The organism is Cytobacillus oceanisediminis (assembly GCF_007830235.1).
Classification (GTDB): Bacteria; Bacillota; Bacilli; order Bacillales; family Cytobacillaceae; genus Cytobacillus; species Cytobacillus oceanisediminis.
Window position 1 is genome coordinate 428,805 of the sequence record NZ_VLKI01000001.1, and the last position, 22,700, is coordinate 451,504.

Below are 22,700 nucleotides of genomic sequence, written 5' to 3' on the forward strand. Positions count from 1 at the left end.
CTCCTAATGGTATGTCTAACTATTCTGACATTTTTATTTGCCATTTCTGATTGGCGGCTCGGTTTCTTCCATATTCAATTCCCTGATCAGCACCGGTACCGGATGATCCTCACCTTCCTGTTCCTCCAGGGTTACTGCATACAGGGACTGCAATGCCTGATGATCCTCAGCCCGGAACTTCATCGTTCCTTTCGGTGTCTCAAACTCCATGTTTTCCATTGTGGTGATCAGGCCGTCCACTTCTTTATCACCTTCTGTTTTCTTCAGGGCCTCCACAATGGAGATGGCAGCTGTCATTCCGCCGGCTGTAAACAGGTCGGGAATCTCACCGTCAAACTTTTTCTTATGCTCTTCCACCAGCCAGTCGTTCACTTCATTATCCGGCAGGGTGTGATAGTAAATGGAAAAGCCGCTCATGCCAATCAGAGAATCCATCGTCTTTAAGGAGGCAATATCCTGCGCAGCAGTGGAAATTTTTATTCCCTGCTCCTCCAGCTGCATATCCTTTAACTGTTTCCATGGGGCATTGGATCCTGCCCAGACGATATAAAGGTAATCCGGCTTTTCATTTATGATGCTTTGAATATTCGCTGTGAAATCAGTGGAATTCGGGTCTGCATACTGTTCATTCACAATGGTGGCACCAAGCTTCTCGGCACCTTCTTTAAATGCCGCGATTCCTTCCCGGCCATACGCATTATCCTGTGCGAAGGTCGCGATTTTGACATCTTTTTCAGCGATTGCAGCTGCACCGGCAACGGCATCCTGAGATGAATTTCTTCCAGTCCTGAAGATATACTTGTTCCAGTTCTGGCCGGTGATGCTATCAGCAACCGCAGGCTCCACCACCATAATTTTTTCGTATTCTTCAGCGAGCGGCAAAACGGCCAGTGTGTCACCAGAGCTTGATGAACCCACTAAGAAATCTACTTCATCCTCTTCCAGAAGCTTGGTTGCTTTTCTTACGGCCACATCAGGCTTTGTTTCCGTATCTTCCACTATGAACTCAACCTTTTTGCCCGCTACTTCATTGGATCCCTCGGTTGCATAATCGAGTCCCAGTTCAAATCCTGCAACTGTTTGCTTTCCATAGGTCTCGAGAGGACCCGTTAAGGAGGCTAGAACACCAATTTTAACCGTTTCTTCTTCTGAACTTGCTGTGTCTCCGGAACATCCGGAAGTAATGATAAGAGTGAGTGCAGTTCCAAGCATTAATAGTGATTTAAAGCCGTTTAACTTGAATTTCATAGCCATTCCCCCTATTTTCATTTTCTTTCGGCCATGTAAAATCTTGCTGCTTATCTATGAATCCTTCTAATTCATTTCCACTTCACAACCGTCGCAGCCCACGTATACCCAGTTCCCGCACTGACTGCAACCGCAATATCCCCTGGATTCAAAAGTCTGCGTTCCTGGGCAAAATGCAGCCCAATGCATGGGTCAAGTGAAGACATGTGGCCGTGGTGATTTAAGTAAATTGCTTTTTCTTCCGGAAGTTCGAGTGATTGTAAGAGTTCTTTGAACATGGAACGTTTTGTGTGCAGTGGCAATAGGAGTTTCATATCTTGAGGAGTATAACCGCTTCTATGGAGTGCTTCGCGAACTACATGTTCAAAATTTGCAATCGATACAGGATCGAGTCTTTCCTTCATGGACTGCGGATCCTTCACATCAATATAATGAAGGTTTTTTTCAACGGTTTCGCGGCTGGCAAAATGCTTGGACCCACCTGCAGGTGTTCGGACATCATCATGGAAGGATCCGTCTGTCAGGATGGCACTTTGGAGTATTTCACTATGCGAGGAATCCCTTGTGATCAGTGCAGCCGTTCCGCCATCTGCAAAGTTGAACATGAAGCGCGAGCGCGGGTTCGCATAATCGATAATTTGTGATTCCTTGCATCCCCCAACAAGCAGGATGTTTTGGATCGAATGGTCTGATGCAATCATGTCTTTTGCTACCTTCAAAGCAATCGGAAAGCAGGAGCTGACATTCATGATTTCAAACGCATAGGCATTTTTCGCCCCTAATTCATGCTGGATTTTCGGAGCACTGGACCAGACATAATAATCCTTATGAGGACTGCCAAAATAAATCACGACATCAATGGACAGCGGGTCAATCCCTTCGATCGCCTGCCTTCCCGCAGCAATGGCCAAGTCGGAGGCATGGAGGCTATCATCTGCAACATGCTTCTGGACCAAACCGAACTTGCCGATAATCACCTCTTCAGGTATCCCTGTCTTTACTGCAAGATCGGCTGCCGTTTCGATTCCAGGAGGGAAAAATACACCTGTTGCTTTAATGCCAATTCCCATCAGATTACCCCTCCCTCTTCAGGCACCATCATCTTGGCCGTGCCTGTCAAAACTTTTGTTCCATCCTGATTGAAGCACTCGGTCAGCAAAGTCAGTATTCGCCTTTTGCTGTCAATCTCCTGAACCGTTCCTTGTGCGGTAATCGTATCGCCTATAAAAACGGGCGCCTTAAACCGGATGGTCTGTTCAACATAAATGGATCCTTTTCCTGGCAGATGCACACCCAATAGCTGGGATAATAGACTGGATGTTAAGAGACCATGTGCTATGCGCTTTTTAAATCTCGTTTTTTTGGCGTATTCCCCGTCTATGTGGACCGGGTTAAAATCTCCGCTCATCCCTGCAAACATTACAAAATCTGTTTCTGTAATGGTTTTGCTGCAGGATGCCTGCTGGCCGACACTATAACTGATCACCTTTTCACCTTCTTACTAAAAGTTGTGTTTTCTGTATTTTTCCCGTGGCATTTTTCGGGAGCTCGTTTAAAAATGTTACCTTCTTGGGAATCTTATATTTTGCAAGATTCCCGTGACAGTGTTGAACAACATCATCTTCAGTTAAAGCGCTTCCATTTTCTTTTACGATAAACGCTTCAGGCACTTCGCCCCAAAGTGGATCAGCATTCCCAACCACTGCAACCTCAGCAACTTCTTTTAATTGACTGATCACTTGCTCCACTTCAAGCGGATAGATATTTTCCCCGCCGGAAATAATCATTTCTTTCTTCCTGCCTACAATGAAAAGAAACCCTTCATCATCCGTCCTGGCTAGATCCCCTGTGAGGAGCCATCCATCTTTCAATGCTTCTACAGTGGCATCAGGCCTGTTCCAATATTCCTTCATAATATTTGGCCCCCTCACCGCAAGCTCGCCAACTTCACCTTTTGCAGCAGCTTTGCCCTTTGAATCTATCAGCTTATATTCAGAAAATAACACCGGCTTGCCGATCGATCCTCTTTTCCTCGGTGCGTCTTCTTTTGTGAGCATAAATAGAGTAGGAGACGTCTCCGTCATTCCAAAGCCCTGGCCAAAAAGAAACCCTCTATCAAAATAGGCATCTATTAATTCACGCGGACATGGGGCTCCTCCATTAAAGAACCAGCGGACCGTGCTTAAATCAGCCGTCTTGAATGATGTGCTTGTCAGCAGTGCCTGATGAATGGTCGGAACCCCCATCACAATGGTCACCTTATGCTTTTCAATCATCGCGAGCGCTTTTTCAGGCTCAAACTTGCCGGGAATGACAATCGTTCCGCCAGAAAATAACGATGGGAAAGCAAACAGCCCGATTCCCCCAATATGAAACAGCGGTAGCAGCACGATGCAGCGATCCTCTGACGTTAAATCGATCGCAAGCTTGTTATTCACTGCATTCCAGAACATATTGCTCTGTGTCAGCACGGCTCCTTTCGGTTTGCCGGTGGTCCCGGAGGTGTAGCAGATAATGTATGGAGCTTCCTCGTCAATTGGATTCTCATACGTAAAGCTTGTTTGAGTTCCCTGGCATAAATCCTCCATAAACTCCATAGATTCTAATTCGCTTTGTTCAAAAAGGGAGGCTGCAAACTCTGCATTTTCTTTTTCGGCAAAGATAAGCTTTGAGCCACTGTCGTTGAGCTGAAAAATAAGTTCCTTTGCACTTAGCCGAATATTGAGTGGGACGGCCACACATTCTGCCTTTGCAATGGCAAATAGAAGGACTATGTATTCAATCCGGTTGTGCGACAGAATGGCGATGCGTTCCCCTTTTCTTCCCTGCAGCATTTCATGAATTTTCACAGCAGCTGAATCGATCAATTTATCCAGCTGCCTGTAGGACACCTTTTCGTTATCTGTTATGACTGCTGTTCGATCTGGATGTGTGTATGCCCATTTCTGAATCCAATAGGCAATCCCTTTCATCGAACTCCCCCTCTTTACTTTTTTAACCCCTGGAAGATGAGTGTCATCGCAGCATCAAATGCTTCTTCAGGAACTTCTTTCTTTTCCCAATACACCCATCTCATTCCCAGGAACTGTCCTATCGACATCAGGCAGTATGCAACAGTCTCCTGGTCAAGGTCTTTAAATTCACCAGCCTCAATTCCTTGGGATAAACTTTTTAAGAATCCATTGGCTAGCTTTCCGTAATACCAGCGGAATAGCTCCTGATCCACCACAACCGCCTGCTGGACGATACTGTATAAATTGGGATGATTTTTTACCCAGCTGAAGAAGGCGAAGAAGCCATTTCGCTGAGCTTCCTCAAATGATGAGCTTCCTTCCATTCCTTCTTTAATCGCAATGCGCAGATCCCGGCTATAGCTCCGGATTAATTCATCATAAATATCTTTCTTTGAAGGAAAATAATTATAAAACGTTCCCTGAGCAACCTTCGCTTCTTGTGAAATATTGACGATGGACGTTTCAAAATACCCTTTCTGGCCAAAAACCGCCTCAGCTGCCCTTAATAGCTTTTCACGTGTTTCGATTCCTCTTGGGGTTAGTTCTTTTTCCTCAGTCACATTCTTAATTGACACCTGAATCACCTCTCAACTTTATTATAAATAATATTCTAAAAATTACAACAGTATTTTAAAAATAAAATGTAGAGTGAAAATATACTTATTTTTAAAATCCAACTAGAAAAACCCCGTGCTATATTTATGACGGGGTTCAATACTCTTTTAAAGGATTTCTATTATCCTCAAAAATAATATTTTGATTTTATAATTAATTATCATTAATTAAAGTTAATTTTCCAATCTTGTCGCACTCCATTGCAAACCAAATGGTTTTACCATCAATGCTCGAAATACCATGCGGTTCTGCATTTTGAGTTTGTATGGGATATTCCACAATGATTTTATTGCCTGTAAGCCTTCCAATCTTATTTGCTCCCCACTCCGTGAACCATAAATCATTTACTGCCCCAGCTGTGATTGCATGCGGCCGGGCGTTCGGGGTTGGAATTTCGTATTCAGTTATTTCTCCAGATGTAGTAATGCGTCCTACTTTATTTCCGATAATCTCTACAAACCAGAGTGCACCATCGTTTCCTTTTGTAATCCCAACCGGTCCAGATGCTGGTGTAGGAATTTTAAACTCTGTAACTTCTCCATTTTCCGTAATTCTTCCGATCGCATTATTTTGGTTTTCTGTGAACCAGAGGGCATGATCAGATCCCATAGCAATAAATGAAGGATAAGAACCTTGACTAGGAACCTCGTATTCATGGATTGTACCGTCGTCCTTAATCCGCCCTATACGGTTTCCATTCATTTCTGTAAACCAAATATCCCCATTTGGCCCTTCTGCAATGCCATAGGGTGCTGAATTTGGGTTGGGTAATGTATATTCAAGAATAGTGCCCTCTATTGTGAGCCTCCCAATTTTGTTGGCTGCAATCTCAGTAAACCAGACTTCTCCTTTTGACGATACAATTAAACACATGACTTTTGCATCCGGTGTCGGCAATGAGTACTCTGTAATTTCTCCGCCAAAATGGATGCAGCTTATCTTATTTGCTTTATGCTGTGTAAACCAGACTTCTCCCTTATCTGAAACGGCTATTCCGTATGGCCCTGTTTCTTTGCTGGCCAGATTTAATTCTTGCAATTTATATTCCATTCAATTCCCTCCGATAACTTAAAATAAATTTCCAAAACAAAAATAGCCTCCTATCTCGTTTTCTGAGACTGGAGGCAATGCAGCACAAAATAGACTTAAATAGACTTGTCGATTATAACAGTCTTTTATTAAAGTCAAAAAGCACTTTACATTAATCCTATCTCAGAAAAACAATCGATAATAAATAAAGTCCATTCCAAAACCATTTTGAAACTGAACCTGAGGCTAAAATATCGATTTCTTCTAAAGGTAGGATTATATGATCATGTGCTTTCATTCACCCTTTCGATCCTTGATTATTTTAACTGTAAGATATTTATTAGGTGAAGTCAAATGATGCTTGATCAAGTTGGGAGCTTTCCTTTGGAAAAACTGGCATGTGATTTCATTAGGTACAAGAAGTGCAAAACAGATCAAGTTTTTCACGAAAATAATGATTTATATATATCGATCTATTATTATATTTATCAGTCATAAATGTACTCAAAGTCAGAAAAAGTTGCCGCAACGATTAGTTTGACAGAATATTAAGAAACATTCCAGCAACCTTCTTTTGTAGCAGTATTTAATTATATAATAGTATTTTGCGAACGGGGGGACAGGCCTCCATGTTCTATAAAAAGGTTAAACTTGAAGCTATCTCCTTCAAATGCGGTTGGTCCACCCATAAGATGAAGTAATTGTAAGTTTCTCCTTGTATGGTAATGGGAGTTGGATACCTTACGATTAAAGCGGATTGATTCAACATTTCTGCTGACTGGTCCGGAGAGGGTAAAATGTAGCAAGCTTCCTGGTTTTGAACTCGAGCCTTCAAAATGCTTGGCATGGATCCATAGGGCCTTAATGGATGGAAAGCTTCCCCACGGCACACCTCATCCAAGTTTTCAACAGCTGAAATAGCCGATATTTGAAAAAAGCCGTCAGCACCTTCATATCTTTCCTCGTTCACTTTTCGCCAGTTCGAAGGATATTGGAAACGAACCTTGTAGGCCGTGTTCGTATATGTCTTTTTGGTACCGTCCATAATGGAAGTTGGAGACCATTGAAGTGACTGAATGTTAACTCCTGCAATTAGTCGAATCGGGACGGGGTGTCGGAGGTCGACAGCCCACATTTCACTGGCAAATTCCTGTTCCTTGCATCCACTAAGATAGGCTACTTTTCTTCCATCTGCTGACCACGTCACAGGAGTTGCAAAACAATTGGATATAGCCCAAATTCGATCCTCTTCTCCTCGCCTCCCCACCGTTCGAACTTGTGAAAAATACCCTCTATCTTCAAAGGCAGTAGCGCTATAAGCAATTTTCAAAGAATCAGGAGACCATTTCGGATAATAATTTTTTGCAAGGGGCCCGCCTTTTACTTCAAACACATTGCCTGTTGAAAGCTCGACGGTGTGAATGATGGAGATACTGACGCCTGGTGTTGTATAAAGGACGAAGCTTCCATCGGGTGAAAACTGGGCATTATTAAGCCGCCCTCCTGTGTTTCTTGTAATTTGCTGTTTCCCCGATCCATCGGTTTTAATTCGGAAAAGCTGACTAATTCCTGATGCATCTGGTGCCTGAAAAAGTAGTTCCCTGCCACTCGGAAACCATTGAACATCTGTTGAGTTAGGTTGTTGAATGCTTTGCGCTTGATGAGACAGGACGTTGTACAAGATAATGCGACCTTGCTTCGTATAAGCAATTTGGCTGCTGTCAGGCGACCAATCCAGTTTGAATTCCGCCTCTTCTTCCATCTGGTCGATTTGAGCAATGGAACCTGCTGCAACATCAATAACATATATAATTCTGCTCTTTCCGACAAACGCAATTCTCCTGCTATTCGGTGACCATTCAGGACTTGAAAAAGAGTCACCCAATCCACTGGTGAGCTGCACGTTCTCTCCTGTCCGGGGATTATATAACCAAATATCATAATGCCCTCCCCGATCAGAAGTATAGGCAATCCGTCCTTGGCCACCAGGAGGAGCGTATGGAATCCTTATCTTCATTCCGGGAATTAGTTGTGAGGATGGAAGCTGGTTTACAATCCGAATAAGCTCATAATTTGGCTCCCCGTTCGTTATGACATTAAAACGGACTGCAAGCTGATAAAGTGTATCCCCTGGCCGGACGATATAATATGGAACGCCTGGCGGAACCTTTAATAATTGACCGGTCTGAATGACATAGGGTGGCTGAAGTTGATTTGCCTCGATAATCACTGAAGTCGGAACTTTGTATAATTGTGATATCCGATACACTGAATCTCCTTGCCTAACACGCACAACGTCAACACCAGGTGGAACGGACAGCTGTTGACCTATATAAATGGTGTAAGGAGGCTTCAAATTATTTGCTGCAATAAGGGTATCGCTCGGGATTTCCCATCTACTGGAAACCCCGTGCACCGTATCACCTGAACGTACGGTATAAAATGTCTGCATGATCTTCACTTCCCATAAGATAAAATTTCACGAGTAAAGTTGAGGTATTAGATGGGTACACTCTTTCTGCCCATATACTATTCAGTATGAAGTGCGAAGTTCAACGAAAACGGGGAAGAATTAGATAAAAAAGAATCTCATACTACTAAAAAAAACACTATTGCAAATCTGTATAGCATAATTTGATTCAAGAAAAGGCTGAAGGGCTTATGATGAAAACAATTGGCTTGATTGGGGTCTGGGCAGGGAATCGTAATAGGAATACGACCGTTACATTTAACACTTGTGGAGGATAGATTAGAAGGGTCATGAATAAGCTAATATTAAAAAATGCTCAGAGTACAAAAAACTCTGAGCATTGATAACTTTCGAGTTATATATTGTGAATTCATTAGCTATTTTAAGGGGCCCCCTACTATCTAAGGATAAAAGCCTCTTCGATTTCATTCAATAAAATACATCTTACCATTCACTTCAAGAGACACCGATGATTGTTTCATCTCTTCCTTTAAATCTTTGGCATAGGCAACTACTTCATTAATTTTTTTCTTGTCCAAATCTTCTGCAAAGCTATACACTATCGTGACTTTTTCCTTAACCAGCTGATCTTCATCAGATAACCAGGCTCCAGTTCCATCAATGGCTGTTGCTCCTCCAAACATTTCTGAAAATTTCTCTAGCGACCTGTTTACATATGGAGTATTGTCGATTGGCTGATCTACATTATACGTAGAGGGTACGTAGATTTTCACCTCATCCTCGAGATGAAATTGCCCTTTTAAGGCAGAAGATTGTTTTCCATTGGAGGTTTCATGTTCCCCTGTAGCATATACAGCATTTCCTAAAAAACCTATGAAGAGAACCATGGGGATGATCCAATAGAAGATTTTTTTCCTTTCCAACATTGCCACTCCTTCTTATTAAAAAGTTTGGCTAGTAAAACAAAGATGAAAATCTACCAATTATTATAATTTCTTCCATCTGTTTTTTCACGGTGATTTTTTACTTATTTTCATATCTATTTTATAGTCACTAAATACTGTAAGAGACCAGCAGTTTTCAAGAGTTTTCAAGAGTTTAACAGGACATTTTCCGGTATTTTCTGCCCAAGATACAATTCTCTTATACCACTCTACTTAAACATTCACAAACTGGCCAAATGGCAACATGGTTAATTGAAAAAGGACACCGTGTATTCCAAGGTGTCCTGCCGTAAATTTTTTCATGATTTAAATGTTACACTATTACTATTTTAAATAATTGATTTCTTCCCTGCTTTTTCAGTTTTATTCTCTATAAAATTCCTGCTGAACATCTTCCAATTTGTAACCCTCGGAAACCCATTTTCTAATAAAGCAGCAGAAAACTGCGAAATAATCGGAGGCTTTAATTTGAGTGAATGAAGTATTTGATAGTTGTTAAAAAACACTTCATTCGGGCTGCCATTCAGAACAATTTTACCGCCATCCATTACGACTACTCTGCTCGCATATTGCGCCACAACCTCCATATCATGAGTGATCATGACAATGGTTGCATCTTTCTCCTCTATGAGTTTTTTCATCAAAGTTAATAGCGCTTTAAGACTTTGCTCATCTTGGCCTGTGGTTGGTTCATCAAGCAAAATAATCTTTGGGTTTGATACAAGCATGGTTGCGACAGCCAGCCGTTGTCTTTCCCCCCTGCTTAATGAGAAAGGATGTTCTTTTCTTTTTTTCTGTAAGCCTACTGTATTGATGGCCAGTTCAACTTGTTCCTCTATTACTTCCTTGCAATAGCCTCTGTTTTTTAGTCCAAATTCGACTTCTTCTTCAACAGAATTACAGAAAAGCTGATTGTCGGGGTTTTGGAAAACATACCCGATATCCAATATGATATCCTGGACTTTATAATCTTTCGTATTTTTATTATTGATGATGACGGACCCATGATTGGGCTTGAGCAACCCAATTAAATTTTTCATTAATGTTGATTTGCCGCAGCCGTTATGCCCGACAATAGCCAAAAACTCTCCTTTTTGTACTTCAAGATTGATATCATACAGGATTTGCTTGCCTTTTTGGTAACTAAAATTTACACCATTTAATTTTGCCACAGCATCATCATGGCCGCCTCTTTTTTCAGCTTCGAGCTTTAAGAGGCTTAACTTTTTTGAAACTAACAGGTTCTTAACCCATTCAAAAACTTCTTTCTTAGATATCGGTAATGAATCACATTTATACCCTTTATCGAACAGGTATTTAGCCAGCCTTATATGATCTGGAATCCTGATCCCCAAAGTGTCCAGTTCATCAAAGTGATGATAAAAAATGTCTCTTGGTTTCCCATTATAAAGAATGGATCCTTCATGCATAATGATGACTCTGTCAATAGCTTCAATCAAATCATTTAAATCATGTTCGATAATGATAAAAGTCGTATCAATTTCTTTTTTCAATTCCATTAAAATGTCCATTACTTCCTGTTTGCTTACCGGATCCAAATCTGTTGTCGGATCATCCAGTATCAAAATGGACGGGAGCATGGCTAAGTTGCTTGCAATCGAAACCTTTTGCTTTTGACCCCCAGATAATGAAAAGGTAATTTGCTTTTTAATATCTTCGAGTCTCAGTTTTTGCAGTGCGTAATGGACCCTTTCCCGAATGACTTCTTGTTTGTAGCCCTGGCATTCAACCCCAAAGGCAATTTCATCCTCCACTCGGATGGAGAAGATTTGATCTTCGGGATTTTGAAAGACCATGCCGATCTCAGAGGCAAGGTCATGCATGGGCACACGTTGCGTATCTTTTCCATTTATAACAATATCCCCGGCTAAATTACCCTCTGCAAGATGCGGGATGATTCCGTTTAAACATTTTGCAAAAGTTGTTTTTCCGCTTCCGCTTGTACCAGATAAAAGGACAAATTCTCCCTTTCCAATCTCCAGGTTTAATTCATTTAATGCTTTCTTTTCCGTGCCTGGGTAAGAAAAACTGACCCCTCTTACTTCAATAATATGATTGGCATTCATACATTCACTCCTTCTTCAGGGGTGATACAAAGTTTAGCTATACACGATAGAATTCGATCCTCCTAACCCCAAAATGAATCGAAAATAGATAGCAGCAGCAAAGAAAAGAATCGTCAGAACGATAACGAATAGATCCATTCGTGTTAATTTCATATCTTGGTAGTATTCTTTCCAGGCCATTTTGCTAAATCCTTTACTTTCAACAGCCAGCCCCATTGTCCGGCTTTTTCTGAGAGAGTTTATTAAGAGAGGAAATACAGCCAGTTTAAAACTGTTCCAGCTTCCTCTCAGCCCCTTTTTATTTACGCCTCTGATCGTTTGGGCATTGGAGATATTCGTTAGTTCTTCAAAGACCAGCGGGAAAAATCGTAACGTGCCCAGGAACATAAACGCCACATTGATCGGCACCTTCATTTTCATTAACCCTTTTGCCAATAGTGCGGGATCTGTCGTAGAGATGATAATGATTGTCATAAAGCAAGGGATGGCAATCCGGTAACCAAGAATCAGCCCCGAGTAAAGGCCTATATCCGTTGCCTGAAGAGAGCCTATTGAAAATAATATGTTTGTATTCGGCTGATTGTAATTATAAAAGGTCGCGAACACGATGGCAGACATGGCAAGAATTAAGATGGTAAGTAGTAAAGGAAGAATGGGTTTTATTTTGATTTTGGCTGAAAACCACAGCAGAAGTCCCAGCATGAGGATCCCTGTTAAATAGAAAGGATCCATAAATAAAAGCGGAATAATCACAAACCCCAGAATTAAAAATAGCTTTGCCCTTGGATCCAGTTTGTGCACCCAAGTATCCTCATCCAAATTAGAAACGAAATCAATTGCCGCCAATTGTCACACCTCCTGGAGATTTCAAAGACTGGCCTTTAGCCCAAGAGTGCTTTAACCCGAATGCCAAATTTTTTCGCAAGTACTGTACCAATGACCATACCGACAATGGATATGGCGAAGACAATGCCGATTAAATTGAATGGAACCGGAATTTTCATTACGCTAATAATGCTCCACCATACAAAAGCTTCATAAACGATGTTATAGAGGACTGCAGCGATAATTAAGTGTTTCGTGCTTGAATAAATTTCATCCGGATTACTAAATGCTTTTTTACTGATATTCAAATAGATCTCCGGCAGCAGTGGAGCAATGACGACTAGAACCCAGTAAACTGGAATTTCACCTTGAATAAAAAAGTTGATGGCGCACCAGGCTACCGTATAGTAAAAAGATGCATATGGTCTCCTGACAATTACCCAGCAAAGAACCAGGCAGAAGGCACAAAATAGATAGACAAATGTATGATTAAAAGGGAAAACAACACCAGCAAACTTAAAGAAATACCAGAGGACTCTATAAAGTACAGCGAAGATGACAATAGTAATTAAATCAACAGCTGTTATTTTTCTCTTTACCTGCTGAACTGGATTACCTATTTCTAATTGACCCATCTTAGTACACCTCTCTGTTTGTTTATTAAAAACCTTAAGTTGACTGTACACTTCCTCCTATGGCCTGCACTTTCTCAATGGTTACCCCCTCAAAATTTACTCCTTCCTTTCGAAAGTCTTTATTCAATAACAGTGAAGCAGTATTAATAATGGCGTCTGTATAGGGAGTCTCTACTCCCGCTAGTTTCCCTAATTCTGATATCGGAACAAGACCATAAGGTATATCTTCTGTAAAATATCTATGGTCAAAGGAGGCGGGACCATTACCTGCAGGGAATAATCCGGATAAAGCTTTATACAAGCTTGGATAATCCGTTTCGTAGAAATCGTTTAATAACGTTAAGATATCTTGAGTCTCTACCTTTAAAAGCTCTGCTAACCTTATCCTTTCTTCATCTAGTTTTTCAATATATGAAACCGTTTTCGGGGAAGCACCTTGAGTATAGAATTGAAATTCCTCTGAAGCATCAATCCTGCTGGCATTGAATAAGGCGATCGGGGTATGAATGACAACATTTGTATTATTGATGGAAGTTTCAAAAACATTATTTGTTGGTGTTAATTGCGGAAAAGTTTTCATAAACTTTTTAGAGATTGGGGTAAGAGCGGAATTTGGAATAGAGCCTATTAAAACATTTTTCTTTACTTTATTGATAAATACAGACCCGTTATGATCCGCTTTACTTACAAACGGCATGGCACTCGTTTCTGCAATCGTGATATTCTTGTTTTCGAATGTGTCGCCTAAAATCTCTTTGCATTCTATTGCTCCCCAATATCCGGGGAATATCGCAATCGTTTGATTATGTTTTAATAATGGCTTTAGTTGATTGAAGACCGGTCCGTGTCCAAATGACGTAGTGGAGATGATGATAAATTCAGCTTCATCTATCACTTCTTTCAAATCAGCTGATGCTTTTATTGATACTCTTCCTGAATAAACTCCTTTAACGTTCAGTCCCTTTCTGGAAATCAGCTCTGCTTTTTGTGAGTCTCTGCTATATAATTTCACCTCCTCTCCGTGTAAAGAAAGGTAACCTGCAATAGCCTGCCCAGTGTTGCCTGCTCCAATGACGGCAAACGACATAGAATCCCCCTCCCCTTTTAAGACCGCTAATCAGAGATCTTATTCATGCTGTTTTCATATTGCTTTACAGCTGCTACTGCCTGCTCCATTGAATTTAGGACATGATTTTTCATCATGGATTCAGCATTGTGTTTATCTTTCTTTTTAATAAAGTCCAGAATCACTTCATGTTCAACCGATGTCTTTTTGGTATCTATAAAATGAGCGAGCCTCCGATACCTCGTGATATGGTCATTAAGCTGTCGCAGTATTTTTACAGCAGTCTTATTTTGGCTAAGCTCATAGAGATACGTATGGAATTGACTCCCGTAGTGGCTGACATCCTCCATGTTTCTTTCATCAGAAGTTTGTTTGACCATTTGAACAAAATAGGATAAATGTCTAATATCCTGTTCGGTACAATTCTCTGCCGCTTCTGCTGCTATAACGCCTTCTAACATACTTCTGACGACAAATAGTTCTCTAACTTCCTGCGCTGATACGGGTGCAACTTTTAACCGTCCATTAGGCTGCCTGACAACCAATTCTTCCAGTTCAAGTCTTTGCATGGCTTCTCGAAGGGGAGTTCGGCTAATTTCAAGCTCTTTGGCTAATTCCTCCTCGACAATAGGCTGATCTGGGGTAAATTCACACTTAAGAATCCTATTCTTGATTTCTTGGTAGGCGAAGTCTTTTGCTGAAATTCTTATCGCGGTTACATTTTTGATCAGTTCATTCACCTCCTTAATATAATTGTATACAGTTATATATTATTTCAGAATTTTCAAAATATGATTAAAAAATAGGCTTGTAATAAAAAAAGCCTCCCATTAGGAAGGTCTCTCACTTTTCCGCCAAAACTTCTATTCTTATGAGGAATCATAGCAGCTTTAAGCAAAAAGGATTGCCATATTCCGTTTCTTCTTAAAATTTCCAAGGGGAGTTTCTGACATCGTCTGTTTTTAACTTTCCTCTTTTTTCGAAGTCCTTAAAATGGATGATTTCAGAAAGAATCTTACATCCATCTGCTTTTTCAAACTCTGCACTAGCTTCAACCTTATTGTCATACTCAAACATTTTGATGCCGTCTTGTAAAAAAAGGGTTAAAATCCACACATCAATTCCCTCCCTGGATAGTAAGATTAACAGCAGAATCTTTACACATACGAAACGAAACAAACTTAAAATGGATTAGCTGTTGATTGAATTATCTAGTTGTATGTATCAATTCCTAAAATATGACGGAGATTGCGGAAATTCATTGTGTATCAATCTCAGAGAATCACTGTATTATACCGGATCAAGGAGTGCCTGCGATTCTTTTAAAACTTCCTCTGATGGAAAACTTATTCTATAAACAGATTAAAAACGATTGTAATCAGCCAGCCAAGAGCAAGAGTAACAGATAGATATGTACCGACGTAAAGTAAAATCTCCATCACGATTCCTCCTCGTATGTTTTGACTTGGATTTGCTTTAAATCATTCCAAAGTAGCTTTTTACACGGTGGTTATTCAACTCCTTTCCTTTAAAATAATGAAATTATAACAAGTGATTCTTAAAAATATGTCGAACCATCGGAAATACACTTAATTGTAAATAGACTGTTAACTTCCTTTAATAAACTGCTGTAAAAACTAATATTTGTCTTATAGACGAAATCCTGCTGCTCCTAGGTTATCCAAAAATTGGCAAGAAACAGTTCACTTAAGTTCTTGCTTCTATATTGGTTACTGTTAGGATTCCTTTGTTTTCTGTTAAAGTTGCTTTACGAATATTAACTTTTGAATATTCTGTTAATATTAAAGGATTATTGCCAATTATCACGAATTTTTATGTACAATCATTAAAGGGACATCTTCATATTAAATAGACTTAATCAATACGGGCTTTCTTGCAAATGCACACCCGCATTGACGTGCAATAAAACTTCTCAGAGGAAGATGTTTCCTTTTTTGAAATTCAATTTTAAAAGATGGAGGTCATTTATGTACCAAATTAAAGGAAAAGAAAAAATATTCATTTATACTGGCCCTGATGGTTCAGGGAGAAAAACCATTGCTAAAATGGTCGCAACTGCGTTTGATATGCAAACCGTTCTTTCCTACACCACTCGCTCCCCTCGACATTATGAAAAAGATGGTGAAGATTATCATTTCGTTAGTGAAGAAACCTTCAAACAAATGCAAACACAGCAGGAATTTCTCGAGAGTGTGGAAATCGATGGATATTATTATGGGATTCGCGAAGAAGATATCGTCAAGGCATTCCAAAAGCACAATCTCATTTATTTGACATTGAATCCTGAAGGTGCGGAGAAGCTGAAAGAAATGTATGGTGAACGCATCATGAGCTTCTTTATTTTTGCGGATCGTGAGACAGTTATTCAACGTCAAAAAGAGCGGCAGGATCCTGAGAAAGACATTCAGCGGCACATGGCCCATTACGACGAAACCATGGGCTATAAAAAGAACTATAAACATGTATTTGAAAATTATGATTCTCCACAAGTAGCTTTTCAAATTAGCGAATTAATCGAAGCATTTTTAGACAGAGGCGTCATAGTTACGGACTACTAAAGTAATAGGCTGATAAAAGACTGGATGAAAAGATTCAAAGTCATTCTTTTAAACCCTCCTTACTTTGAACATAGCAAAATAAATTTCACCCAGTGAAATAAAAATTAAATTAGATATTGTGGAAATAGCTAAAAGACAGAGGAAAAGCATATATAATAGCAAGTATAAAAGCAGTGGATTTCGCATGAAATCACACTGCTTTTAATCGTTTCCATCATCTGATGGTTAAAATATATATCATTAGTAGCGCTTTTTATCGCTGTAATTTTGATTCAAAGTGAGTTTTTGGCAAGTCATTAACTTCATATGCAACACGGATGCCGGACTCGATTGCTCCCTGGATCCAGGCATGGTTTGTTGAGGCATGTTCCCCTGCGAAATGAACCCTGCCTTCGGGTGTAGAAATATAGGGAGATAACTCCTTAACCTGCTCCGGTTTAAACATCGTGAAAGCTCCAGCAGAATAAGGATATCGAATCCAGCTGTGGCTCGTTCCTCCTTGAAATTCACTAAAAACCTGTTTACCGTGAATCTCAGCTAAATTTTTTAATACATATTCCAGCCGATTATCTTCTTCCAGACTATCCCACGGGATCGCATCATCTTCCCATGTGTAACTCCCCAAAATAACACCCGATCCTTGTGTTCCGAGACCATGACTTGGGTATTGAACATATTTAATAGGAAGATCCGTAACGCTTTGCCCGCCATACAAACCTTGTCTCTCCCAGAACCTGTTTTTAAACTGGATGCCTGTCTTCGTCGATCCCACATATTTAAGTTCCCGGATGGCCTTCCATTTGTTTTCGGAAAATGAATGGCGAGGCTCAATTTCTACAAATTGCAGCACTGAAAAAGGAATCGTTACAATTGCAAGGTCCCCCGTAATTTGAAATGGCTCTAAAATTTTATGGACTGAAGAAATGGTTACTTGATTATCGTGTTGTTTAATTTTCTTAACATATTGTCCGTATTGAATATTATCTTTCAATTGATTGGTAAATGCTTTAGGAAGCTGGTCGTTGCCGCCTGTGATTTCATAAAACTTGATATCAGGGGTAAATAGGATTAGCAGTTCACGTACCAGTTCCAAGAAAGAAAGCTCCATTAGCCCTTCCAGTGTAAGCATCACTTTTATCATTTCGATGGCACCCGGGGATAATGTCACTCCGAATGGATTGTATCTCAAATAAGTATCCAGCGAGTATTTATCTAATTCCTGTATGGCCCATGGCCAATTCCTTTTTGGGTTTTGTTCGATAAAACTGGTTACCGGTTTTATCGCTGCTTGAAGCAAATCACTGGCTGTTTTGCCTTTTTCATGCGGGTAAACGGGAAAGCGTAACATGTCAGGATTCTGTTTATATGCCTTTAAACGAGTTTTTATTCCTTTTACATAGATAATATCGTTAGGAGTCGAATTGATAAACTCATTAACTGGGAGCTTGAATTTTTTTATATATTCCATCGTCAGCAAATGAGTATGTGGAATCCGCATCGCACCAGCTTCAAGATATTGCTCATCCCTAAAATCTCCCCTTAACGTATATATCCGTCCTCCCACCCTATCACTTGCTTCAAGGACCGTCACATTGTGGCCAGCCTGCTTAAGCAAAGATGCTGAGACCAGTCCTGCCATTCCTGCACCAACAATGGTAATCTTCTTGGGTATTTTCGTTTTTTCAAGTCCATTTCTTATGATTGAAATCATTTGATCCGAGGATAACCTAGGAAATACGTAATCTAGCATGCTTTTCCTCCTCTACAATGCTGAAGACCAGGAACTGATAAAAATAGGGTCTCCAGTCATTTTATTCAGCAAGAAAAGCGAATTATGTATAAAATCGCATGATATCTAACAAACTGGGATAAGTTAACATATTAATTTATCTAACTACTTCAATTACTTATCACCTTATATGTATTTGGGAATTAAAAAATGCTGTTTATGGCAATATGTTTATTAATGTAAAAAAGCCTAAATATACAAGCAGTGCATAAAAACTTGTATATTTTAGGCTCCTTTATTTTTATTCCTTATTGCATAAAAGCACCCAGGGGTAATTATTTTTTCCAATATGCTTTTGCTTCCTTCTCAAGAACTTTTAATCTTTTATAATAATCAGGAAACTCGTTAAGATGAGCCAATGCAATTTTCCCCGTAATTAGTGGTTCATCCCCAGTAACATTAGTTTGGCTGGATTGTTGCCCGTGTTCAAGTTCAGTATTTACCCCCATCCAAAACTCATCTAAATCAAACTTACTTTTGGTAAAGTCAATTCCTAAAAGTAAAGCTATTGCTGCTGCTTCATCTCTTGAAAAGCTAGTTCTGCCCCTATTTAAAGTATCTGATGCAATATTATTAGTTGTAAACCTAGTTTGATAATTGTTAAGTAAATTTCTATTTGATAAATGAGTATAATTCGTACAATCGTTAGAATAATTAGGGTACTGATTCATATACGGAAAATGATTATGGTAGTACATATATATTTCACTCCTAAAACAGTAATTAACAATACCATATGTTAATTACTGTTTTAGGAGCGTGTATTCCAAAAAATTAAACAAGCAAAAAATTCACCAAACATACGACTTGGCTTACTAATCTAAACTGTACCGTTTAGTACATTAAATTAACGAGAAGAAGCGTTAATCCTTCTTGGATCAATGGACCCGCTAGGTTAAGTACAATCATTACAATCCAGACCTCTAATGGTCGGGTCCATATAGTGGAAAAAGGAATGTGTAATCAACTTATTTCATTAAAATAATTATGGATAACCCTCAAAGGAAGGTTATCCACTTCATATGAATTTCATCCGAAAAATTTCCTTTAGGCTCACAAAGGGAACTATTTTTTCCAAACAAAATTTCGGGCTAGGCCTCTTTCGAATGCATCCAAATGGTTCAATGATGCATTTCTTAACTGTGTAAATACTGTTCTGACATCCGTTGGAAGATTTAAAGAAAGAAATTTATTATACATACTTATATTCTCTATCTCACCTTGTACTCCAAAGGCAAAAGCGTTTTTTATTGTTTCTGGGGTAGTAACAAACATCCTTGAAATATCTTCTGGAATAGGTACTTGATATCGTTCAAAAAGAGGAAGTAACGCACTAATATGCCTTAATTCAGCTTCTTGGATTCGGGCAAATGTACGTATATAACCATAGTTTAAAAGAATATTATTATACCTAGCCTGAGCAAGAAATTCGTCTTGTAAAGCATAAGTTAGCATCTGAGGTAAGGTTAATGTTGGGGCATTCAAAGCCCCTTTGGCTCCATAGTCGTTAGCATTTTGTCTTTCTAATGATTGTTGCAAATTATGATAAGGGGGTTGATTATGAGAGTAAAAATTTTTCGCATACATTGATTGTATTTTCACCTCTTAAATTATTTTCCTGCTGCTGAGCAGTTGTTGTGGCTCATCGTGCTCCTAATTCCAAGTTATTCTCTTATTTGAGTATATAAAAGGAATTGAAATGTACACTTGGATACTCGAAGAGGTCATTTAACATTAATAAGTACATTCCTCTTCTACGTACATAAGATAATTTATTGATAATAAATAATATGAAGGGATTGAGGAAAATGTACTATATGCCCTATACGTATCAAAATCCTTATTATGCAAATGTACCCGCGCATACTTACGGAAATCCTACTGGTTATTGGGCTCTTCCTAATGAGTTGGCATTTGGTTCTTATCGGTCTTTTTATGGTGATAGCAGAAACGTATTAAAAGATTATGGATCAAACCCATTTGTTATAAATATCAATGAGGCCGCCAAACAAAACAACACGTATCGTACTGCACTATGGACAGGAGATCATTTGCAAGTCACATTAATGAGTCTTAATGTTGGTGAAGATATCGGATTGGAAATCCACCCTGATGTGGATCAATTCTTACGTGTTGAACAAGGTCAAGGGATTGTACAAATGGGCAAAAGCAAAGATAATTTAAGTTTCCAATGGAGAATCTTCGATGACTCTGCTATTATGATACCGGCTGGAATGTGGCACAATGTCACAAATACAGGAAATATGCCGTTGAAACTATACTCCATATATGCCCCGCCAAACCATCCATTTGGTACTGTTCATAAAACGAAGGCAGATGCCATGGCTATCGAAGAAGGTTTGAGTAATGAAAATGGGAAAACAGTAGCTTTCGGAAAGACTCCAGATGAATGGGTAAGACATACGGAGTTTTTGGTAAAAGAAGGCTTGGAGGACATTAAAAGAGGAATTAATATGACACACATTCTTCAAGAGTTTATTCTAATGGGAGTTCTTGTAGGGAAAGGATATACTCCTGAAAAAGCATATGAAACAGTAGAAGAATGGGAACGTACAGGAGAATCCAAACTTCTTCAGGAAAGCAAAAACATGTAGAGCAGCCGTAAATTAAACAATCAGATGCTTTTGTTGAAAAAAGGCTATATTATTTCCTGCCTGCATTAAAAACTCGCCGATCACGGCGAGTTTTTTTGTATTATTATGCGACATTTTAATTGTCAATTCGTGTGTCCATTTAGCTTTAAATTATAAAAATGCACCTCAAATGGAACCCTTTATGGTTAATACATCACTTTTCCTTGTTCAACTAATTTGTTTTTTCTTACTGTTAAAAAAACCATGAAAAGAGTATTTCCTTCCACGCCAGTCTCTCTTTATCTCTCCCTATTCATCCATACATTAAACGCATAAATCAGCCCAATAAATACGCAATAGCCCACAAAGGTATTCAAGTGGTTCCAATCATCGGCATGTACGAACAGTCCCATTCTCTCTGCCGCTTTTTCCATAACCGCCATCGCTAAACTGATGCACAAGATAAACAGGACTCTTAACCAGCCCTTCCACCATTGAAGGACTTTCAAAAGAACAAGCATGGTGATGGGAAGGACAAGCAGCGTAAATCCTATATTAATGGTAAAAATCGATGGCAGGGGGCGAATCGGGAAGTAGTAAAGCTTCTTCCCGACATAATAGAGATCTAAATAGGTTCCCAATAAGGAAGCCAGCAGCATGGCCGGTATGTAGCTTTTAATGCCAAATCGTGACGGTTTTTTTTGCGAGGGCCGCGAGTTCGAGTCTTTCAAGTGTTTTACAGTATGCATCCTGAATCTCCCCATTAATGGTATCTTCTAATTCATTGAAATAATCCAGTACGTGAACGTGTTCAAACCAGTCCCCTTTTTCCGCTTCTGCATGTCTTACATTTTCCCAGGCATTTTCAATGGTAGGACTATAGATTCTTCTGCCTCCTGGCCTTAGTTTGCATGATTTTAATTGAAACTGATATTTTTCGCCTGGGAGCCCTTCATGGACAGCATTAAAAATAGCTGGCCAATAATCCTTCCTTGAGCCCGTATGGGGGTGGCGGTTCGCCCATTGTTCCGTAAGGGCCAGCACATCCTTGTTCTTGAAAAGGACAGCATACAGCCTCTTCCCTAATAAAATTCGTTCATGTAAAGACTCAAAATGATATAAGGTCTGTCCCTTCAAATAAGTAGCTCCGCCTTTTTTGTATGGGAAAAGGATGTGATTGAGTGACAGCAGCTCCTGAAGCTTAAATTCAAGCTTTTGAAAAACCTTATTTTTATAAATGTGATTCTGAATCACCCGTTTTTCCAGATAGCTTTGTTCATTAATAATCAGGGCGATTGTGAGAAAGTATGGATTCGAATTTCTCCAGAAGCAATTCCAGATCGCTTCCATAAAGACGGAGATATTTAAGAAAGGAAACAGGAAAAATAACGGTCTGTTTCTTTTCAGGCTTTCACGGTAGATCAAAAATTGCGGATAGGCATCCTGAAAGATGAGCCAATTCCCTCTTTCTAAAAAGGAAAAAAAGGATTGCTTCTCCTTGTCCGATAATAATCTGGACAGCATTTCCCCTTTTAGATCGGTCATGTTCCAGCCGCCATTTCGGGAGACCATATGCCCGAGGAACGCCCAGTGAACTTCCGGATGCTGTTGGTAGAATTCCAGATAGGCTTTTGTTCTTGTGACATTATTTTTATTCCATACCTCTGTTTCTTGTTTGATTTGCTCGAGGATTTTCATTTCTTCCTCTGAAAGGTTTGCCGTTTTTTGAACACTAGTCCTTTTCTTTAATTCTTCTTTTATCACTTCAATGGGGGATTGCTCTTGTTTCTTTCGGAAAAAGATCGTCATCCCCTCCTCCATGAATTCTCTCTCCGTTCGCTGAA

General features: G+C 39.6%; 20 protein-coding genes and 1 pseudogene. 2 read left to right on the top strand and 19 right to left on the bottom strand.

Annotated elements, in window-relative coordinates; all coding sequences use genetic code 11:
* Window positions 1–33: 33 nt before the first annotated feature.
* The 14 genes from IQ19_RS02015 to IQ19_RS02080 form a co-directional block, all read right to left on the bottom strand.
* Window positions 34–1,212: a substrate-binding domain-containing protein gene (locus IQ19_RS02015; protein ID WP_415803214.1), complete on the bottom strand. Its 1,179-nt coding sequence runs from the start codon at window positions 1,210–1,212 to the stop codon at window positions 34–36.
* Between the two features lie 107 nt (window positions 1,213–1,319).
* Window positions 1,320–2,318: a 3-oxoacyl-ACP synthase gene (locus IQ19_RS02020; protein WP_144539376.1), complete on the bottom strand. Its 999-nt coding sequence runs from the start codon at window positions 2,316–2,318 to the stop codon at window positions 1,320–1,322.
* A complete protein-coding gene (locus tag IQ19_RS02025; protein WP_144539378.1) occupies window positions 2,318–2,734 on the bottom strand; it encodes a MaoC family dehydratase in 417 nt (138 codons plus the stop codon). Before IQ19_RS02025 ends, IQ19_RS02020 begins: the two co-directional genes overlap by 1 nt.
* Window positions 2,735–2,738: 4 nt before the next feature.
* On the bottom strand, window positions 2,739–4,220 hold the full coding sequence (locus tag IQ19_RS02030) for an o-succinylbenzoate--CoA ligase (RefSeq protein WP_144539380.1): 1,482 nt from the start codon (window positions 4,218–4,220) through the stop codon (window positions 2,739–2,741).
* Between the two features lie 14 nt (window positions 4,221–4,234).
* A complete protein-coding gene (locus tag IQ19_RS02035; RefSeq protein ID WP_144539382.1) occupies window positions 4,235–4,837 on the bottom strand; it encodes a TetR/AcrR family transcriptional regulator in 603 nt (200 codons plus the stop codon).
* Between the two features lie 193 nt (window positions 4,838–5,030).
* A complete protein-coding gene (locus IQ19_RS02040) occupies window positions 5,031–5,927 on the bottom strand; it encodes a Vgb family protein (protein WP_144539384.1) in 897 nt (298 codons plus the stop codon).
* A 613-nt stretch (window positions 5,928–6,540) separates the two neighbouring features.
* Window positions 6,541–8,358 (bottom strand): LysM peptidoglycan-binding domain-containing protein, encoded by a 1,818-nt coding sequence (locus IQ19_RS02045; RefSeq protein ID WP_144539386.1) that lies wholly within the window; start codon window positions 8,356–8,358, stop codon window positions 6,541–6,543.
* Between the two features lie 443 nt (window positions 8,359–8,801).
* Window positions 8,802–9,263, bottom strand: coding sequence for a DUF3574 domain-containing protein (locus IQ19_RS02050; protein ID WP_242020863.1), 462 nt, complete (start codon window positions 9,261–9,263; stop codon window positions 8,802–8,804).
* Window positions 9,264–9,610: 347 nt separating this feature from the next.
* Window positions 9,611–11,368: an ABC transporter ATP-binding protein gene (locus tag IQ19_RS02055; RefSeq protein ID WP_144539388.1), complete on the bottom strand. Its 1,758-nt coding sequence runs from the start codon at window positions 11,366–11,368 to the stop codon at window positions 9,611–9,613.
* A 33-nt stretch (window positions 11,369–11,401) separates the two neighbouring features.
* Entirely contained in the window at window positions 11,402–12,214 is an 813-nt protein-coding gene (locus tag IQ19_RS02060; RefSeq protein WP_144539390.1) for an energy-coupling factor transporter transmembrane component T family protein, read from the bottom strand.
* Window positions 12,215–12,249: 35 nt separating this feature from the next.
* Window positions 12,250–12,828, bottom strand: a complete 579-nt coding sequence (locus IQ19_RS02065; protein ID WP_144539392.1) for a hypothetical protein — start codon at window positions 12,826–12,828, stop codon at window positions 12,250–12,252.
* A gap of 34 nt (window positions 12,829–12,862) precedes the next feature.
* The gene (locus IQ19_RS02070; RefSeq protein ID WP_144539394.1) at window positions 12,863–13,915 is read right to left on the bottom strand and encodes an NAD/NADP-dependent octopine/nopaline dehydrogenase family protein; all 1,053 of its coding nucleotides are present in this window, start codon (window positions 13,913–13,915) and stop codon (window positions 12,863–12,865) included.
* Between the two features lie 26 nt (window positions 13,916–13,941).
* On the bottom strand, window positions 13,942–14,634 hold the full coding sequence (locus tag IQ19_RS02075) for a GntR family transcriptional regulator (RefSeq protein WP_144539396.1): 693 nt from the start codon (window positions 14,632–14,634) through the stop codon (window positions 13,942–13,944).
* Window positions 14,635–14,818: 184 nt separating this feature from the next.
* Window positions 14,819–15,010: a hypothetical protein gene (locus IQ19_RS02080; protein WP_144539399.1), complete on the bottom strand. Its 192-nt coding sequence runs from the start codon at window positions 15,008–15,010 to the stop codon at window positions 14,819–14,821.
* An 872-nt stretch (window positions 15,011–15,882) separates the two neighbouring features.
* Between IQ19_RS02080 and IQ19_RS02085 the strand changes: the two genes are divergently transcribed.
* The gene (locus tag IQ19_RS02085; protein WP_144539401.1) at window positions 15,883–16,473 is read left to right on the top strand and encodes a guanylate kinase; all 591 of its coding nucleotides are present in this window, start codon (window positions 15,883–15,885) and stop codon (window positions 16,471–16,473) included.
* A gap of 253 nt (window positions 16,474–16,726) precedes the next feature.
* Here the strand turns inward: IQ19_RS02085 and IQ19_RS02090 are convergent, their stop codons facing one another.
* The 3 genes and pseudogenes from IQ19_RS02090 to IQ19_RS02100 all read right to left on the bottom strand — a co-directional run.
* Window positions 16,727–18,223, bottom strand: a complete 1,497-nt coding sequence (locus tag IQ19_RS02090) for a flavin monoamine oxidase family protein (RefSeq protein WP_144539403.1) — start codon at window positions 18,221–18,223, stop codon at window positions 16,727–16,729.
* 314 nt (window positions 18,224–18,537) lie between these two features.
* Window positions 18,538–18,960, bottom strand: coding sequence for a DUF5661 family protein (locus IQ19_RS02095; RefSeq protein WP_199749348.1), 423 nt, complete (start codon window positions 18,958–18,960; stop codon window positions 18,538–18,540).
* Between the two features lie 367 nt (window positions 18,961–19,327).
* Window positions 19,328–19,768, bottom strand: a pseudogene (locus IQ19_RS02100) (ferritin family protein); the annotation flags it as partial.
* A gap of 302 nt (window positions 19,769–20,070) precedes the next feature.
* Between IQ19_RS02100 and IQ19_RS02105 the strand changes: the two are divergent.
* The gene (locus IQ19_RS02105; protein WP_144539407.1) at window positions 20,071–20,877 is read left to right on the top strand and encodes a cupin domain-containing protein; all 807 of its coding nucleotides are present in this window, start codon (window positions 20,071–20,073) and stop codon (window positions 20,875–20,877) included.
* 278 nt (window positions 20,878–21,155) lie between these two features.
* Here IQ19_RS02105 and IQ19_RS02110 read toward each other — a convergent pair whose 3' ends face one another.
* Entirely contained in the window at window positions 21,156–21,605 is a 450-nt protein-coding gene (locus IQ19_RS02110) for a CBO0543 family protein (protein ID WP_144539409.1), read from the bottom strand.
* Window positions 21,532–22,665, bottom strand: a complete 1,134-nt coding sequence (locus IQ19_RS02115; RefSeq protein WP_242020864.1) for a DUF2515 family protein — start codon at window positions 22,663–22,665, stop codon at window positions 21,532–21,534. The genes IQ19_RS02110 and IQ19_RS02115 overlap by 74 nt, the downstream gene beginning before the upstream one ends.
* Window positions 22,666–22,700: the final 35 nt, after the last annotated feature.

Coding starts and splice junctions, on each gene's coding strand:
- IQ19_RS02115 (WP_242020864.1), bottom strand. CDS start 22,665: ATGACGATCTTTTTCCGAAAGAAACAAGAGCAATCCCCCATTGAAGTG.
- IQ19_RS02105 (WP_144539407.1), top strand. CDS start 20,071: ATGTACTATATGCCCTATACGTATCAAAATCCTTATTATGCAAATGTA.
- IQ19_RS02015 (WP_415803214.1), bottom strand. CDS start 1,212: ATGCTTGGAACTGCACTCACTCTTATCATTACTTCCGGATGTTCCGGA.
- IQ19_RS02085 (WP_144539401.1), top strand. CDS start 15,883: ATGTACCAAATTAAAGGAAAAGAAAAAATATTCATTTATACTGGCCCT.
- IQ19_RS02045 (WP_144539386.1), bottom strand. CDS start 8,358: ATGCAGACATTTTATACCGTACGTTCAGGTGATACGGTGCACGGGGTT.
- IQ19_RS02070 (WP_144539394.1), bottom strand. CDS start 13,915: ATGTCGTTTGCCGTCATTGGAGCAGGCAACACTGGGCAGGCTATTGCA.
- IQ19_RS02065 (WP_144539392.1), bottom strand. CDS start 12,828: ATGGGTCAATTAGAAATAGGTAATCCAGTTCAGCAGGTAAAGAGAAAA.
- IQ19_RS02110 (WP_144539409.1), bottom strand. CDS start 21,605: ATGCATACTGTAAAACACTTGAAAGACTCGAACTCGCGGCCCTCGCAA.
- IQ19_RS02055 (WP_144539388.1), bottom strand. CDS start 11,368: ATGAATGCCAATCATATTATTGAAGTAAGAGGGGTCAGTTTTTCTTAC.
- IQ19_RS02095 (WP_199749348.1), bottom strand. CDS start 18,960: ATGTACTACCATAATCATTTTCCGTATATGAATCAGTACCCTAATTAT.
- IQ19_RS02030 (WP_144539380.1), bottom strand. CDS start 4,220: ATGAAAGGGATTGCCTATTGGATTCAGAAATGGGCATACACACATCCA.
- IQ19_RS02040 (WP_144539384.1), bottom strand. CDS start 5,927: ATGGAATATAAATTGCAAGAATTAAATCTGGCCAGCAAAGAAACAGGG.
- IQ19_RS02020 (WP_144539376.1), bottom strand. CDS start 2,318: ATGGGAATTGGCATTAAAGCAACAGGTGTATTTTTCCCTCCTGGAATC.
- IQ19_RS02090 (WP_144539403.1), bottom strand. CDS start 18,223: ATGCTAGATTACGTATTTCCTAGGTTATCCTCGGATCAAATGATTTCA.
- IQ19_RS02050 (WP_242020863.1), bottom strand. CDS start 9,263: ATGTTGGAAAGGAAAAAAATCTTCTATTGGATCATCCCCATGGTTCTC.